This is a genomic window from Ancylobacter polymorphus, assembly GCF_030813495.1.
GTDB lineage: Bacteria > Pseudomonadota > Alphaproteobacteria > Rhizobiales > Xanthobacteraceae > Ancylobacter > Ancylobacter polymorphus.
This window is the reverse complement of the sequence record NZ_JAUSUI010000002.1, coordinates 593724-607887: the sequence shown is the minus strand read 5'-3', so window position 1 is coordinate 607887 and position 14164 is coordinate 593724. Positions and strand designations below refer to the sequence as shown.

The following is a 14164-nucleotide window of genomic DNA, read 5'->3' as shown; positions in this document are numbered from 1 at the left end:
GTGACTCGCCCGCGAAATGCGAGCCCTCACCCCTCGCGCAACGCCACAACGAGCAGGCCGGCGACCGGCTGCTCCTTTTCCTTGCGCACCGAAACCGGATCGAGGGTGAGCGGCGCAAGGCCGGCGGCGACGAGTTCGGCGCGCACATAGTCCGCCGCATGGGCGAAGCGCAGCGTGTCGCGCAGCAGGACGCCCTCGCCGCCATGGGTCTCGGTGGTGAAGGCGAGCAGCCCGCCCGGCTCCAGCACGCGGCGGCTCTCGCCGAGGATCGGGCCGAGGTCGTCGAGATAGCAGAAGGCGTCGCCGGCGAAGATCAGATCCACCTCGCGCGCCGGGCGCGCCGTGAGGAAGGCGACCATCTCGTCGGCGGCCAGCGCGTCATAGACCTTCCGCCGCCGCGCATGGGCGACCATGTTGGGCGAGAGGTCCACGCCCTCCATCGTGCCGATGCGGTCGACCAGCCGGGCGCCGACCAGCCCGGTGCCGCAGCCGAGATCGAGCCCATGGGCGAAGGCAAAAGGGCGCGCCAGCCTTTCGCAGGCCTGCGCCAGCCCCGCCTCGATCACCTCCGGCCCGCGATAGTCGAGCCGCGCCAGCGCCGCGTCGAAGCGGTCGGCATATTGGTCGAACAGCGCGCGCACATAGGCCGGGCTCATGCCGGCCACCTCGCCCTCCAGCCGGGCGAGGCGCAGCGTGGCGCCGAGCGTGTCGGCGGGATCGAGCGCCCGCGCCTGCGCGAAAGCCTCGCCCGCCCCCGGCGCGTCGCCCGCCGCCTCGCGCGCCTCGCCGAGCAGGAACCAGCCCGGCGCATAGTGGCCGGCGCGGGCCACCGCCTCGGCGAGAAGCTCCGCCGCGTCGGCGGCATTGCCCTCTTCCATCAGCGCACGCGCCCAGTCGATCCGGCGATCGACCGTCGGGTCGCCGGAAGAGAGAATGAGCCGGCCGTCGGCCATGGCGGGGTCTCGCGAAAAAAGAGGAGGCGCGCCCTATATAGGTTTCACGATGCGCCCGGAAGAGCTTCTCCACACCACCCCACAGGGGCTTTACTCGCCAGCCGGCGACTTCTTCATCGACCCGACGCGGCCGGTGGCGCGGGCGCTCATCACCCATGGCCATTCCGACCATGCCCGCGCCGGCCATGGCCGCGTGCTCGCGACCCAGCAGACGCTCGACATCATGGCCATACGCTACGGCGAAGCCTTCGCCGGGACGACCCAGGCGGCCGACTATGGCGCGCGCATTGAGGTGAACGGCGTCGGCGTCACCTTCCACCCCGCCGGGCATATTCTCGGCAGCGCGCAGATCGCGCTGGAGTGGCGCGGCTGCACCATCGTCGCCTCGGGCGACTACAAGCCCGGCACCGACCCCACCGCTTTGCCCTTCGCCCCCGTGCCCTGCCATGTCTTCATCTCGGAAGCGACCTTCGGCCTCCCGGTGTTCCGCCATCCCGCCCCGGCGGTGGAGATCGGCAAGCTGATGGACTCGCTGGCGCTGTTTCCCGAGCGCGCGCATCTCGTCGGCGCCTATGCGCTCGGCAAGGCGCAGCGGGTGATGGCGCTGCTGCGTGCTGCCGGCCATGACCGGCCGATCCTGCTGCACGGCGCCATGGAGAAGCTCACCGCCTATTACCGCACGCAGGGCATCGATCTCGGCGAGACCCGGCCCGCCCGCGACGCGACCCCGGCCGAGCGCGCCGGGGCGGTCGTGCTCTGCCCGCCCGGCGCGCTCACCGATGTATGGTCGCGGCGCTTCCCCGATCCCGTCACCGCCTTCGCCTCCGGCTGGATGCGCATCCGCGCCCGCGCCCGGCAGAACGGCGTCGAGCTGCCGCTGATCCTTTCCGACCATGCCGACTGGGATGAACTCCAGGTCGCCATCCGCGCCACCGGCTGCGAGGAACTGTGGGTCACCCACGGGCAGGAGGACGCGCTGGTGCATTGGGCGACGCAGGAAGGGCTGCGCGCCCGGCCGCTGCACATGGTCGGCTATGGCGAGGAGGAGGGCGAGAGCGCCGCGCCCGCCCCCCCCGCCCCGGAGGCGCCGCCCACACCGGAGGTGGCACCGTGAACCGCTTCGCCGCCTTGCTCGACCGCCTCGCCTATGAGCCGCGCCGCAACGGCAAGATAAGGCTCATCGCCGATTATTTCCGCCACACGCCGGACCCCGAGCGCGGCTGGGCGCTGGCCGCGCTCACCGGCGCGCTCTCCTTCCGCAACGCCAAGCCGGGGCTGATCCGCCAGCTCATCGGCGAGCGGACCGATCCGGTGCTGTTCGCCCTTTCTTATGACTATGTCGGCGACCTCTCGGAGACGGTGGCGCTGATGTGGCCGGCGCCGCACGGGCTCAACGACACCGAGCCGCCGCCGCTTTCCGCCATCGTCCATGCCCTCACCCATATGGGCCGCGCCGAGATGCCGGCGGTGCTCGCCTCCCTGCTCGACCGGCTGGACGAGACCGGGCGCTGGGCGCTGTTGAAGCTCATCACCGGCGGCCTGCGCATCGGCGTCTCCGCCCGCCTCGCCAAGACCGCCGTGGCGGCGCTGGGCGAGCATGCGCCCGATGCGATCGAGCTGGTCTGGCCGGGGCTGACGCCGCCCTATGCGGAGCTGTTCGCCTGGGCCGAGGGGCGCGGGCCGAAGCCGGAAACCGAGGACCCCGCTCCGTTCCGGCCGGTCATGCTCTCGCACCCGCTGGAAGAGGCGGATGTCGCCAAGCTCGACCCCGCCGATTTCCGCGCCGAATGGAAATGGGACGGCATCCGCGTGCAGGCCGCCCGCGCCGCCGGGCCGGACGGGCGGCATGTGACGCGGCTCTACAGCCGCACCGGCGAGGATATCTCCGGCGCGTTCCCGGACCTCGCCGAGGCGCTGGCCTTTGACGGGGTGGTGGATGGCGAATTGCTGATCCTGCGCGAGGGGCGGGTTCAATCCTTCAACGTGCTGCAACAGCGGCTGAACCGGAAAGCCGTCACGCCAAAGATGCTGCTGGAGTTCCCCGCCCATATCCGCGGCTATGACCTGCTGATCGAGGCGGGCGAAGATGTACGCGATCTGCCCTTCGAGGCCCGCCGGGCGCGGCTGGAGGCCCTGATTTCAGCCCACCCCGCGCAGGGACGGCTCGACCTCTCGCCGCTCGTGCCCTTCCCCACATGGGATGCGCTCGCCGCCGCCCGCGCCGACCCCGCCGCCCATGGCGCGGGAGAGGACGCGGAAGCGGTGGAAGGGGTGATGCTCAAGCGCGCCGACAGCCTCTATTTGCCCGGCCGCCCCAAGGGGCCGTGGTGGAAATGGAAGCGCGACCCGCACAGCGTCGACGCGGTGCTGATGTATGCCCAGCGCGGCCATGGCAAGCGCTCTTCCTATTATTCCGACTACACCTTCGGCGTCTGGACCGAAGCGGGCGAACTGGTGCCGGTCGGCAAGGCCTATTTCGGCTTCACCGATGCCGAATTGATCGAGATCGACCGCTTCGTGCGCCGCCACACGGTGAACCGCTTCGGCCCGGTGCGCGAGGTGGTGCACACGCCGACCGAGGGGCTGGTGCTGGAAGTCGCCTTTGAAGGGCTGGCGCGCTCCACCCGCCACCGCTCCGGCCTTGCCATGCGCTTTCCCCGCATCGCCCGGCTGCGCTGGGACAAGCCGCCGGCCGAGGCCGACCGGCTGGAGACGCTGGAGGCGATGATCGAAGCCGGCCTCAGGCGCGGAACAGCCGCTTGATTGCCGCGAGCGGCCCTGTGCCGGCCAATGGCGCGCGCGGCGGCTTGATGATCAGCCCCTGGCCGGTCGGCAGCGACAGCACGCTCACGCCGAGCTTGCGGGCGCACGCATCCATGCCGAGCTTTTGCTGGCGGTAGCCGACATAGGCGTAATCGTCGAGCAGGATGAAACCTCCATCGACCAGCCGGGGCCAGAGATACGCGAGCGCAGCGACCTCGGGCGGCATGCAGTTCATGTCGATGCTGAGAAAGGCGATCTGCCGGGCCTCGATCTGACTGAGCGTCTCCGGCACGGCGCCGACGATGATCCTGTGGTTCTTCCATTCGGAGAAATTGGCGCGCGCCGCATCCGCCGAGGTCACATAGAAACCGCTGTCGATGGTCTTCCGGTTCTTTTCCAGAATGCCCTCGGCCTCCTCGGCCTCTGAAACATAGCGCGGGTCGATGCCGCTGAACGTGTCCAGCAGATGGAAGGTCCGTCCCGTGCGGTCCCAGTCCAGCAGTTCCATGATGGCCGAGCTGAGGAAGCCCCTATTGACCCCGCATTCCACGAAGTCGCCCGGCAGCTTACTGGCCGCCTGTGCGGCCCACAGGCCGACATGGACCCGCCAGTGCCAGCGATAATCGGTCTCCGCCGCCTTGACGCCGCGCGCATAGGCGCGCCGAAAGGCGGGGTCGTTCATGAACTCATGATTGTGCCGGGTCGCCAGCGCATCCTGGTCATAGAGGTGAACGGGCGACACCTCCTCATCCACCGCATCGGCTACGGGGTCCGGCAGGGCAGCGGGTGGCTCATTCTCCGGCGGCTTGATCTCGGGCGGCGCAACCGCGCGCGCCTCACTCCCGCTCCGCCGGGCCTCGTCCGGGCGGCCGACCGACCAGGCGAGTCCGGCGGGATAATCGACGGTCTCGAGGTGAAGGGAGGTGGCGCCAATCTCCGCCAGCAGCGTCCAGATATCCGCGCCGAACTCGCTGTGGACGATGTAATCCTCCGGCTGCGTGTCGGGCGAGCCGTGATAGCTCGGCGGCAGGCCGTCGCGCCGGCGGGAGAGGCGGCCGACGATCACCGGCGCGGTGAAGCACAGGCGGCCACCTGGCCGGAGCACGCGCAGGCATTCGCGCAGCGCCGCTGCCGGGTCGGGAATGTGCTCGAGCGTGTCCGAGTGGAACACCAGATCGAAACTGTCATCGGGCAGGGACAGGTCCTGCATGTCGAAATCGGGGAAATCCGCCCGCTGGTAGCCATCCAGCCTGCTGAAACTCTCCGACACGCCGGCACAGCCATTCATGTCGGCGACCTGCAGGCCGCGCCAGCGGTCGCGTTTCAACACCTCGCGCAAAGGCCCATTCTCTCCCATCCAGGCGAGAATGGCGCGCGCCAGAGCCATGCCACGAATCTGCGTGCCGCAGTCCCGGCACTTGGTGCCCTGCTGATGATTCACATAGGCCACCTCGTCCGGGGACAACTCCCACGCCGCGACAAGTCCGGGCCACAGCACCTCGGCTTTGGTGACTTCACTACCGCCGCAGACGGGGCAAGGGTTTCGCATATCTGCTCTGTCGCTGGTCATTCTGCCACGCGGCGAATCCGGTAGCGGGATCACAGAGCTTAGACTGACGGCTTTGCAACCCGCGAGTCCCCCGCCGCCGCTCCCCGTCGGCCCACGGCCGTGCTAGGGAAGCAGCGTTCGCCTGCCGGGGAAATGTGAGTCATGGCCGATAATCAGCTTGCCCGCTGGATGGGCGGTTCGCCCTTCTGGGTTCTCATGCGGCTCGTGCTGCTCTCGGTGGTGGTGGGCGTCATCCTCGCCGCGCTGGGGCTCGACCCGCTCAACATCCTCGCCAGCCTGGAAAGCCTGGTGCGGCATCTGTTCAATTTCAGCTTCGAGGCGATCGAGCGGCTGTGGCGCTATTTCATCCTCGGCGCGGTCATCGTCATCCCGCTCTGGCTCATCCTGCGCATCGCCAATCGCGGACGCTGATCCCGTGAGCCTCGCGGCCGCCGGCCGGGTGGAGGTCACCTCCCGGCGCTTCCTCCTCCTCGCCTTGCCGGCGACGCTGGCGCAGATGACCACGCCGATCCTGGGGCTGGTGGCCACCGGCGCCATCGGCCGGCTCGGCGACGCGACGCTGCTCGGCGCGGTGGCGGTGGGCGCGCTGCTGTTCGACTTCGCCTTCTGGATCTTCGGCTCGATCCGCATGGGCACGGCCGGCCTCACCGCGCAGGCGCTCGGGCGCGGCGAGAGTGTGGAACTGCGGGCGGTACTGATCCGCGCGCTGCTGATCGCCGCTCTCATCGGCCTCGCGCTCATCGTGCTGCACGGGCCGCTGGCCGATCTCGCCTTTCTCGCCATGGGCGCCAGCGAGGGCGTGCACGCGGCGGCGACGCTGTATTTCTCCGTGCGCATCCTTTCCGCGCCCTTCGCCATCGCCAATTTCGCCCTGCTGGGCTGGCTGGTCGGCATCGCCCGCACCGATATCGGCCTCGCCCTGCAAATCCTCATCGCCATCGTAAACGCGGTGGCCACGGTCGCTCTGGTGCTGTGGTGGGATTTCGGCATTGCCGGCGCCGCGAGCGCCAATGTGCTGGCGGAAATCGCCGGCACGCTGTTCGGGCTCATTGCCGCCGCGCGGCTGGTGGGGCGGGACTGGCGGGTGCCCTGGCACACGGTCATCGCCCGCACGCGGCTCATCGAGACGGTGGCGGTCAATCGCGACATCATGATCCGCACCGCGCTCCTGATGAGCGTGCTGCTGTTCTTCACCGCGCAGGGGGCGCGGCAGGACGATGTGACGCTCGCCGCCAATGCGGTGCTCTATAACATCGTCATGGTCTCGGCCTTCTTCCTCGACGGCTTCTCCACCGCCGCCGAGCAGATTTGCGGCCAGAGCGTCGGCGCCAGGGACAAGGCGGGCTTTCGCCGCGCGGTGCGGCTGGTGCTTGCCTGGGGGTTCGGCTTCGCCGCGCCGGCCACCGCGCTGCTGCTGGTGGGCGGCGGGCCACTGATCGATCTTCTGTCGGCGAATGAACAGGTGCGGGAGGTCGGCCGCGCCTTCCTGCCGCTGGCGGCGCTGACGCCGCTGCTCGGCGTCGCCGCCTTCGCCTATGACGGCATCTATGGCGGCGCCACCTGGGCGCGTGACATGCGCAACATGATGCTGCCGGCGGTGGCGCTGTTCTTCCTCGCCTGGTGGCTGACCCTGCCGCTGGGCAATAGCGGCCTGTGGCTCGCCTATCTCGCCTTCATCGCCGGGCGCGGCGTGTTCCTGGCGCTGCGGATGCCGGCGCTGGAGCGCGGAACCTTCGGTTAGAGCATTTTCGATCGAAGTGGGTTCCGGTTCGGGTGACGAAAATGCGTAAAAACAAAAACCTAGAGCGCATCAGGTGAACCCGTTTTCACCTGATGCGCTCTAGGCCGGAAACGGCGCCGCCACCAGTTCGCGCGCCCGGCGCCCGGTCAGCGCCGCGAGCGTGGTGTTCTCGCGCGCCAGCTGCGCGGTGAGCCCCTGCTTGATCCGCTCCGCCAGCCCCAGCCCCTCATAGACCAGAGCGGAATAGAGCTGGATGAGGCTCGCCCCGGCCTCGATCTTGGCCAGCGCGGCGGCGGGGCTGTCGATGCCGCCCACCCCGATGAGCGGGAAGGCGCCGTCCACCCGCACAGAGGTTTCCGCCAGCATGCGGGTGGAGAGCGTGAACAGCGGCCGGCCGGAGAGGCCGCCGGTCTCGCCTTTGTGCGGCGAGCGCAGGCCGGGCGGGCGGGAAAGGGTGGTGTTGGAGACGATCAGCCCGTCGATCCGCCGCCGACGCGCCACGCTCACCACCCCGTCGAGATGCGGCAGAGCGAGATCGGGCGCGATCTTCAGCAGCAGCGGCACGCCGGGCGCGACCTCATCGCGCGCCTCGATAACCCGCGCCAGCAGGTCGTCGAGCGCCTTCTCCTCCTGCAGGTCGCGCAGGCCGGGCGTGTTGGGCGAGGAGACATTGGCGGTGAAATAGCCCGCCACTCCGGCGAAGGCGCGGATGCCGGCGACGTAATCGGCGGCGCGGTCGGTGCTGTCCTTGTTCGCCCCGACATTCACCCCGACAATGCCGGGCGCCCGGCGCTTTGTGCGGGCGGAAAGCCGCGCCAGCGCGGGGCCATGGCCGCCGCTGTTGAAACCGTAGCGGTTGATCACCGCCCGGTCCTCGACAAGGCGGAAATTGCGCGGGCGCGGATTGCCGGGCTGGGGGCGCGGCGTGATGGTGCCGACCTCGACAAAGCCGAAGCCGGCGCCCAGCATCGCGTCCGGCACCTCCGCCTCCTTGTCGAACCCCGCCGCCAGCCCCACCGGATTGGGAAAGGCGAGGCCGAAGGCCGACACGTTGAGGCGGGAATCGTCCACCGGCGCCGGGCGCGGCGGCAGGCAGGCGAGCGCGCGGATGGAGAGGCCATGCGCGGTCTCGGGGTCCATCAGCCGGGCGAAGGGAAGGGCGAGGTCGAGCAGGCGGCTCATCGGCGCACTCATGAGATCACCCCTCCAGCGCCGGGAACAGATGCCGCCCCTGCGGGCCGAGCGGCAGGTCGCGGATATAGGCCACCGCCTCAAGCGCGAGCGGGCCGTAGAGATGCGGGAACAGGTCGCCCCCGCGCGAGGGCTCCCAGCGCAGAAGGTCGGGCGGAAGGTGCTCCACCCGCACCGCCACCAGCAGCAGGTCGTCCTGCCCGGCGAAATGCTTGGCCGCCGTCTCCGCCACCTGCCCGGCGGTGGAGAAATGGATGAAACCGTCCGCCACATCCACCGGCGCGCCGTCGAACCGCCCGGCGGCTTCCGCCGCCTGCCACAGCGCGCGCGGCGCGATCTTGTAGATGAGCCTCGCCTGCGCCGCCGCCATGTCCGTGTTCCCGCCTCGTGCCGTTCGGCCCGTCCTACAGGGCCTCGGGGGCGGAGGCAACGCGGCGCCAGGCCCGGATGATGGCGTCGGCGGAGAGATGGATGTCCGCCTCGGTGGTGGAAGCGCCGATCACCGAGAGTCGCATGATCCAGCGCCCGCGCCATGCCGCGCCGGCGGCGAAGCAAAGGCCGTCTTCCTGCACCGCGGCGATGGTGGCGCGGGTCAGCGCGTCGCCTGCCGCCCCCTCCGCCGCGCCGCCGAAGCGCAGGGCGACCTGGTTCAGCACCACCTTGTTCAGCACGGCGATGCCGGGCTCGGCGGCGAGACGTTCCGCCAGAAGCCGGGCCTGCGCGCAATGGCGCTCCACCAGGGCGGCGATGCCTTCGCGGCCGAAATGGCGCAGCAGCGCCCAGCTGGCGAAGCCACGGGCGCGGCGCGACAGTTCGGGCACATAATGCGAGGGGTCGCGCTCATGCTCGCTCACCGGCGGCAGATAGCTCGCCGCGATGGTCATGGCGCGGCGATGGGCGTCGGCGTCGCGCACGATGGCATAGCCGCAGTCGAACGGCGTCTGCAGCCATTTGTGCCCGTCCGTCGCCCAGGAATCGGCCGCCTCACTACCGGCGGCGAGGTGCGCGCGCGTCGGGCAGGCCCGCGCCCACAGGCCGAAAGCGCCGTCCACATGCACCCACCCCACCCGCGCCCGGGCGAGCGGGACGAGCCGCGCATGGTCGTCGCTGGCGCCGCTATGGATATGCCCGGCCTGCGTCACCACGATCAGCGGCGCGCCCGCGGGCACGGCACGCGCCAGCACATCCTCGAACGCGTCCGGCCGCATCACCCCCTCAGCATCGGCCGGCACGCGGATCAGGCTCGCCTTGCCGAAGCCGAGATAATGCAGCGCCGAGAACACGCTGGCATGCGCCTCCTCGCCGATCAGCACCCGCACCGGCGGGGCGCCGAACAGGCCCAGCGCCTCCACATCCCACCCCACCCGGCGCAGCACCTCGCCGCGCGCGGCGGCGAGGGCGACGAAGCTCGCCATGGTGGCGCCGGTGACGAAGCCGACCCCGCTCTCCGCCGGCAGGCGCAGCACCTCCAGCAGCCAGCGCGCCGCCACCGTCTCGGCGGCGGCGGCGGCGGGCGCGGCGAAGTGATTGGCGGTGTTCTGGCCCCAGGCCGCGGTCAGCCAGTCGGCGGCGACGCCGACCGGGTGGGAATTGCCGATCACCCAGCCGAAAAAGCGCGGCCCGACGGAGGCGCGCAGCCCCGGCTCGGCCCGCGCCACCAGCGCGTCGAGCACGTCCGCGCCCGGCACGCCGGCCTCGGGCAGCGGGCCGTCAAAGGCGGCGAGGCAGGCGGCATAATCCCTCGCCGGCGGGTGCGCTGTGGGGTCCGCGCGGTAGGCGATGGCCCGGCGCGCCGCTGCCAGCAGCAGGGCCTCGGTCTCGTCCTGTGGCGTCTCGTCTGTGCGCATGCCGGCCCCTGCCCGAAAGGGCGGCCATCCTAGGCAGGGTGCGCGCCCTGTCCAGCGCCGGGCCAAAGCTGCGCCAAAGCCGCGCCAAAGCCGCCGCAAGACGGCTGGACAGCGGCAAGAATAGGGTATAATTCCTACATATCTGACAAAAATCCGAGCACGAATCATGCTCAGCCATGCCCAGATCTGGCGCGCTTTGGACAGGCTGGCGGAACGGCTGGACCTCAGCCCCTCCGCCCTCGCCCGCCGCGCCGGGCTGGACGCCACCACCTTCAACCGCTCCAAGCGTGAGGCGGCGGACGGGCGGCCGCGCTGGCCGTCCACCGAGAGCATCGCCAAGGTGCTGGCCGCCACCGGCACCAGCCTCGACGAGTTCATGGGGCTGGTGAATGGCGGCACCGGCGGGCGCCGCGCCATTCCGCTCATCGGCTTCGCGCAGGCGGGCGAAGGCGGCTATTTCGACGATGCCGGCTTTCCCGTCGGCGGCGCCTGGGACGAGATCGCCTTTCCCAATGTCGGCGACGAGCACGCCTATGCGCTGGAAATCTCCGGCGATTCCATGCTGCCGCTCTACCGCGACGGCGATGTCGTCGTGGTCTCGCCCTCCGCACCGATCCGGCGCGGCGACCGGGTGGTGGTGAAGACGCGCGAGGGCGAGGTGCTGGCCAAGGAGCTGAAGCGCCAGACCAACCGCACGGTGGAACTGCGCTCGCTCAACCCCGAGCATCCCGACCGCCTGCTGCAGGAAGCGGACATTGCCTGGATCGCCCGTGTGCTGTGGGCGAGCCAGTAGCCGAACACGAAAACGGCCCCGCTTGGGGCCGCCTCGTTTGTCGCTTGGGTAAGGCGCTGCGGTCAGCAGCGCACCGCCACGCGGCGGCCATAGCGGTCATAGGCCCAGCAGTCGCCCGGCGAGGTGGCCGCGCCGATCAGCGCGCCCGTACCCGCGCCCACGCCCGCGCCGATCGCCGCGCCCGTGCCGCCGCCGGCGATGCCGCCGATGACCGCGCCGGTGCCGCCGCCAATGAGCGCGCCGCCCGTGGCGCGGCGTTCCGTGGTGGTGCAGGCGGCGATGCTGAGCGTGGCCAGCGAAAGCACAACGATCTTGAGCATATCCCTCTCCTTTTGAGAATGCCGGACCTGCCCGGCAGACCGTGACGGCGATACCTGATCTCGATGGCGCCCTGCCTCCGGCCGGAGGCGGCGCCCGTCCGGTAACGTGCGGTTCGCCCTGAGGTTCCACTGTCACGGTCGCAGGGTAGGATGCGGCTTGCACCCGCCGCCGCGCGGAGTATGCTACAAAAACACTAGATTTTTTGACGGGAGTTCGCCATGACCATCCGCCTCGGGGACATCGTTCCCGATTTCGATGCCGAGACCACCGAAGGCCCGATCCGCTTCCATGAATGGCTGGGCGATTCCTGGGGGGTGCTGTTCTCGCACCCGAAGAACTTCACCCCGGTCTGCACCACCGAACTCGGTCAGGTGGCACGGCTGAAGCCGGAATTCGACCGGCGCAACGTCAAGGTGATCGGCCTCTCCGTCGATCCGCTCGACGCGCATGCGAAATGGGCGGAGGACATTGCGGAGACACAGGGCTACGCCCCGAACTTCCCGCTGATCGCCGACCCGGAGCGCACCGTCTCCGGCCTTTACGACATGATCCACCCCAACGCCTCGGACACGATGACCGTGCGCTCGGTGTTTGTCGTCGGGCCGGACAAGAAGCTGAAGCTCTCCCTCACCTACCCCGCCAGCGCCGGGCGCAATTTCGACGAGATCCTGCGGGTAATCGACTCGCTCCAGCTCACCGCGCAGCACGCTGTCGCCACCCCGGCCAACTGGAAGGACGGCGAGGATGTGATCATCGTCCCCTCGGTCAGCGACGAGGCGGCGAAGGAGAAGTTTCCCGGCGGCTGGAAGACGCTGAAGCCTTATCTGCGCATGGTGCCGCAGCCGGGCAAGTGAGAGCGCTCTCGTCTCGCCCCAATGCGCCATCCCGGCCGCAGCGAAGCGGCAGCCGGGATCGTCCGCCGCTGTCACGCGATCCCGGATCGGCCTTGCGGCTGTCCGGGATGACGGGTTCGAAGGGGTACGTCCTCAGACCGTGAGCGGCTTGCGGTACTGAATGAAGCCGGCGCGCTCGGCGACGGCGTTGTAAAGCCGCTGCGCCGTGTGGTTGGTCTCATGGGTCAGCCAATAGAGTTCGGCGCTGCCCTTCGCCGCCGCGTCCGCCGCGACATGGTCGATCAGCCGGCGGCCGAGGCCCTGCCCGCGCTGGCTGGCGTCCACATAAAGATCGTTGAGGTAGCACACATCGCCCACCGACCAGGTGGAGCGGTGGAACAGCCAGTGCACCAGCCCGACCGCCTGCCCGCCAGCATCGAAGGCCAGCGCGCCATGCACCGGCTCGGCCGGATCGAGCAGGCGCTGCCAGGTCGTCGCCGTCACCTCGTCCGGCAGCGTCGCCTCGTAAAAGACGAGATAGGCCTGCCAGAGCGGCAGCCAGAGCGCGTGATCCCCGGCCGTGAGAGCGCGTATGTCCGTCATGTCACCACCCTGCCCGCGGTCAGGTCGCTGCCGCGCAAAAACTCATCCGCCGGCATCGCCCGGCTGCCGGCCTTCTGCACCTCGATGAGCCGTACCGCGCCCTCTCCGCAGGCGATGGTGAGCGCGCCGTCCAGCACCAAACCGGGGGCGCCGGAACCCGCGCCCCGCGTCGAGCGCAGCACTTTTACCCGCGCGCCGTCGAGCTCGAACCAGGCGCCGGGAAAGGGCGAGAGGCCGCGAATATGGTCGTGCACCGCCGCCGCCGGCCGGGTCCAGTCGATGCGGGTCTCGTTCTTGTCGATCTTGGCGGCATAGGTCACGCCGTCTTCGGGCTGAGGCGTGAAGCCGAGCGCGCCGCGCTCCAGCGCCGCCAGCGCCCGCGCCATCAGGTCGCCGCCGACGATCATCAGCCGGTCGTGCAGCTCGCCTGCCGTCATGTCCGGCCCGATGGCGACGCGCTCCACCAGCCCCACCGGCCCGGTATCGAGCCCCGCTTCCATCTTCATGACCGCGACGCCGGTCTCGCTATCGCCGGCCATGATGGCCCGCTGGATCGGCGCCGCGCCGCGCCAGCGCGGCAGCAGCGAGGCGTGGAGATTGAGACAGCCGAGCGGAGGAAGATCGAGGATCGCCTGCGGGAGAATGCGCCCATAGGCCACCACCACGGCGGCGTCGGCCTCATGCGCGGCGAAGGTCGCGGCCGCCTCCTCGGTGCGCAGGGTAGACGGCGTCAGCACGGGAATGCCGAGCCGTTCCGCCGCGCGGTGCACCGGCGAGGGCACGAGATCGAGCCCGCGCCGCCCGCCCGGCGCCGGCGCGCGCGTATAGGCCGCCACCACCTCGTGGCCGGCGCCGACGATCTCCACCAGCGTGGAAACCGCGAAATCGGGCGTGCCCATGAAGACGATGCGCATGCGGCTCTCCGCTGAAAGGTGGAAACGAAGCGTCGCCTGCGCGGCGGGGTCAGGCCCGCTCTTTCTTCGCCAGCTTGGTGAACTTGGTGATCACCCGGTCGCGCTTGAGCTTGGAGATGTGATCGATGAACAGAACGCCGTTGAGATGGTCGATCTCATGCTGAACGCAGGTGGCGAGCAGCCCGTCGGCGTCCATTTCCTGCGTCTCGCCATTGAGGTCCATATAGCGGACCTTCACCCGCGCCGGGCGCTCGACATCGGCGTAATATTCCGGGATCGACAGACAGCCCTCGGCATAGACCGACATCTCCTCGGAGGAGGCAATGATCTCCGGGTTGATCAGCGCCAGCGGGTGCTTCTCGCGCTCGGCTTCCTCGTCCTCCGCCCCGTCCGCCTGCGCCTGGCGCGGGCCGACATCGACGGTGACGATGCGCTCGGGAATGCCGACCTGGATCGCCGCCAGCCCGATGCCGGGGGCGTCATACATGGTCTCGAACATGTCCTCGACGATCGCGCGCACGCGCGCATCCACGCGCAGCACGGGGTCGGAGAGCTGGCGCAGGCGGGTATCGGGGAGGATCACGAGCGGACGTATCGACATGCCGTTCAGATAAGCGCCGCGCCGAATTCCGTCA

General features: G+C 69.9%; 15 protein-coding genes. 6 read left to right on the top strand and 9 right to left on the bottom strand.

Translation table 11 applies throughout. The features are described from left to right. Positions 1 to 26: 26 nt before the first annotated feature. Positions 27 to 953, bottom strand: a complete 927-nt coding sequence (locus J2S75_RS07070) for a class I SAM-dependent DNA methyltransferase (RefSeq protein WP_307019091.1) — start codon at positions 951 to 953, stop codon at positions 27 to 29. 49 nt (positions 954 to 1002) lie between these two features. Between J2S75_RS07070 and J2S75_RS07065 the strand changes: the two genes are divergently transcribed. Together J2S75_RS07065 and J2S75_RS07060 are read left to right on the top strand one after the other, a co-directional pair. Beyond that, positions 1003 to 2067: a ligase-associated DNA damage response exonuclease gene (locus tag J2S75_RS07065; RefSeq protein ID WP_307019090.1), complete on the top strand. Its 1065-nt coding sequence runs from the start codon at positions 1003 to 1005 to the stop codon at positions 2065 to 2067. Then, a complete protein-coding gene (locus J2S75_RS07060) occupies positions 2064 to 3716 on the top strand; it encodes a cisplatin damage response ATP-dependent DNA ligase (RefSeq protein ID WP_307019089.1) in 1653 nt (550 codons plus the stop codon). Before J2S75_RS07065 ends, J2S75_RS07060 begins: the two co-directional genes overlap by 4 nt. Here J2S75_RS07060 and J2S75_RS07055 read toward each other — a convergent pair. After that, complete coding sequence (locus J2S75_RS07055; RefSeq protein WP_307019088.1) at positions 3694 to 5214, bottom strand: class I SAM-dependent methyltransferase; 1521 nt, start codon at positions 5212 to 5214, stop codon at positions 3694 to 3696. The genes J2S75_RS07060 and J2S75_RS07055 overlap by 23 nt on opposite strands. Positions 5215 to 5427: 213 nt before the next feature. Between J2S75_RS07055 and J2S75_RS07050 the strand changes: the two genes are divergently transcribed. Continuing rightward, entirely contained in the window at positions 5428 to 5697 is a 270-nt protein-coding gene (locus J2S75_RS07050; RefSeq protein WP_307019087.1) for a DUF6460 domain-containing protein, read from the top strand. A 4-nt stretch (positions 5698 to 5701) separates the two neighbouring features. After that, positions 5702 to 7027, top strand: coding sequence for an MATE family efflux transporter (locus J2S75_RS07045; RefSeq protein ID WP_307019086.1), 1326 nt, complete (start codon positions 5702 to 5704; stop codon positions 7025 to 7027). A gap of 99 nt (positions 7028 to 7126) precedes the next feature. Here the strand turns inward: J2S75_RS07045 and J2S75_RS07040 are convergent, their stop codons facing one another. The 3 genes from J2S75_RS07040 to J2S75_RS07030 are packed head-to-tail and all read right to left on the bottom strand — an operon-like array spanning position 7127 to position 10065. Beyond that, complete coding sequence (locus J2S75_RS07040; RefSeq protein WP_307019085.1) at positions 7127 to 8209, bottom strand: quinone-dependent dihydroorotate dehydrogenase; 1083 nt, start codon at positions 8207 to 8209, stop codon at positions 7127 to 7129. 16 nt (positions 8210 to 8225) lie between these two features. After that, positions 8226 to 8588, bottom strand: a complete 363-nt coding sequence (locus tag J2S75_RS07035) for a DUF952 domain-containing protein (RefSeq protein ID WP_307019084.1) — start codon at positions 8586 to 8588, stop codon at positions 8226 to 8228. 34 nt (positions 8589 to 8622) lie between these two features. Then, positions 8623 to 10065 (bottom strand): pyridoxal phosphate-dependent decarboxylase family protein, encoded by a 1443-nt coding sequence (locus J2S75_RS07030; RefSeq protein ID WP_307019083.1) that lies wholly within the window; start codon positions 10063 to 10065, stop codon positions 8623 to 8625. A gap of 166 nt (positions 10066 to 10231) precedes the next feature. Between J2S75_RS07030 and J2S75_RS07025 the strand changes: the two genes are divergently transcribed. Beyond that, on the top strand, positions 10232 to 10858 hold the full coding sequence (locus J2S75_RS07025) for a S24 family peptidase (protein ID WP_307019082.1): 627 nt from the start codon (positions 10232 to 10234) through the stop codon (positions 10856 to 10858). A 62-nt stretch (positions 10859 to 10920) separates the two neighbouring features. Here the strand turns inward: J2S75_RS07025 and J2S75_RS07020 are convergent, their stop codons facing one another. After that, entirely contained in the window at positions 10921 to 11178 is a 258-nt protein-coding gene (locus tag J2S75_RS07020; protein WP_307019081.1) for a YMGG-like glycine zipper-containing protein, read from the bottom strand. A 219-nt stretch (positions 11179 to 11397) separates the two neighbouring features. On the opposite strand from J2S75_RS07020, the gene J2S75_RS07015 reads away from it, so the two are divergent. Then, positions 11398 to 12033, top strand: coding sequence for a peroxiredoxin (locus J2S75_RS07015; RefSeq protein ID WP_307019080.1), 636 nt, complete (start codon positions 11398 to 11400; stop codon positions 12031 to 12033). A 132-nt stretch (positions 12034 to 12165) separates the two neighbouring features. Here the strand turns inward: J2S75_RS07015 and J2S75_RS07010 are convergent, their stop codons facing one another. From J2S75_RS07010 to def, 3 genes are read right to left on the bottom strand one after another with little or no spacing between them, the layout of a single operon-like run. Beyond that, positions 12166 to 12615: a GNAT family N-acetyltransferase gene (locus tag J2S75_RS07010; protein ID WP_307019079.1), complete on the bottom strand. Its 450-nt coding sequence runs from the start codon at positions 12613 to 12615 to the stop codon at positions 12166 to 12168. Further along, positions 12612 to 13529, bottom strand: a complete 918-nt coding sequence (fmt, locus tag J2S75_RS07005) for a methionyl-tRNA formyltransferase (RefSeq protein WP_307019078.1) — start codon at positions 13527 to 13529, stop codon at positions 12612 to 12614. The genes J2S75_RS07010 and fmt overlap by 4 nt, the downstream gene beginning before the upstream one ends. 49 nt (positions 13530 to 13578) lie before the next feature. Next, on the bottom strand, positions 13579 to 14130 hold the full coding sequence (gene def / locus J2S75_RS07000; RefSeq protein WP_244378977.1) for a peptide deformylase: 552 nt from the start codon (positions 14128 to 14130) through the stop codon (positions 13579 to 13581). Positions 14131 to 14164 lie beyond the last annotated feature (34 nt).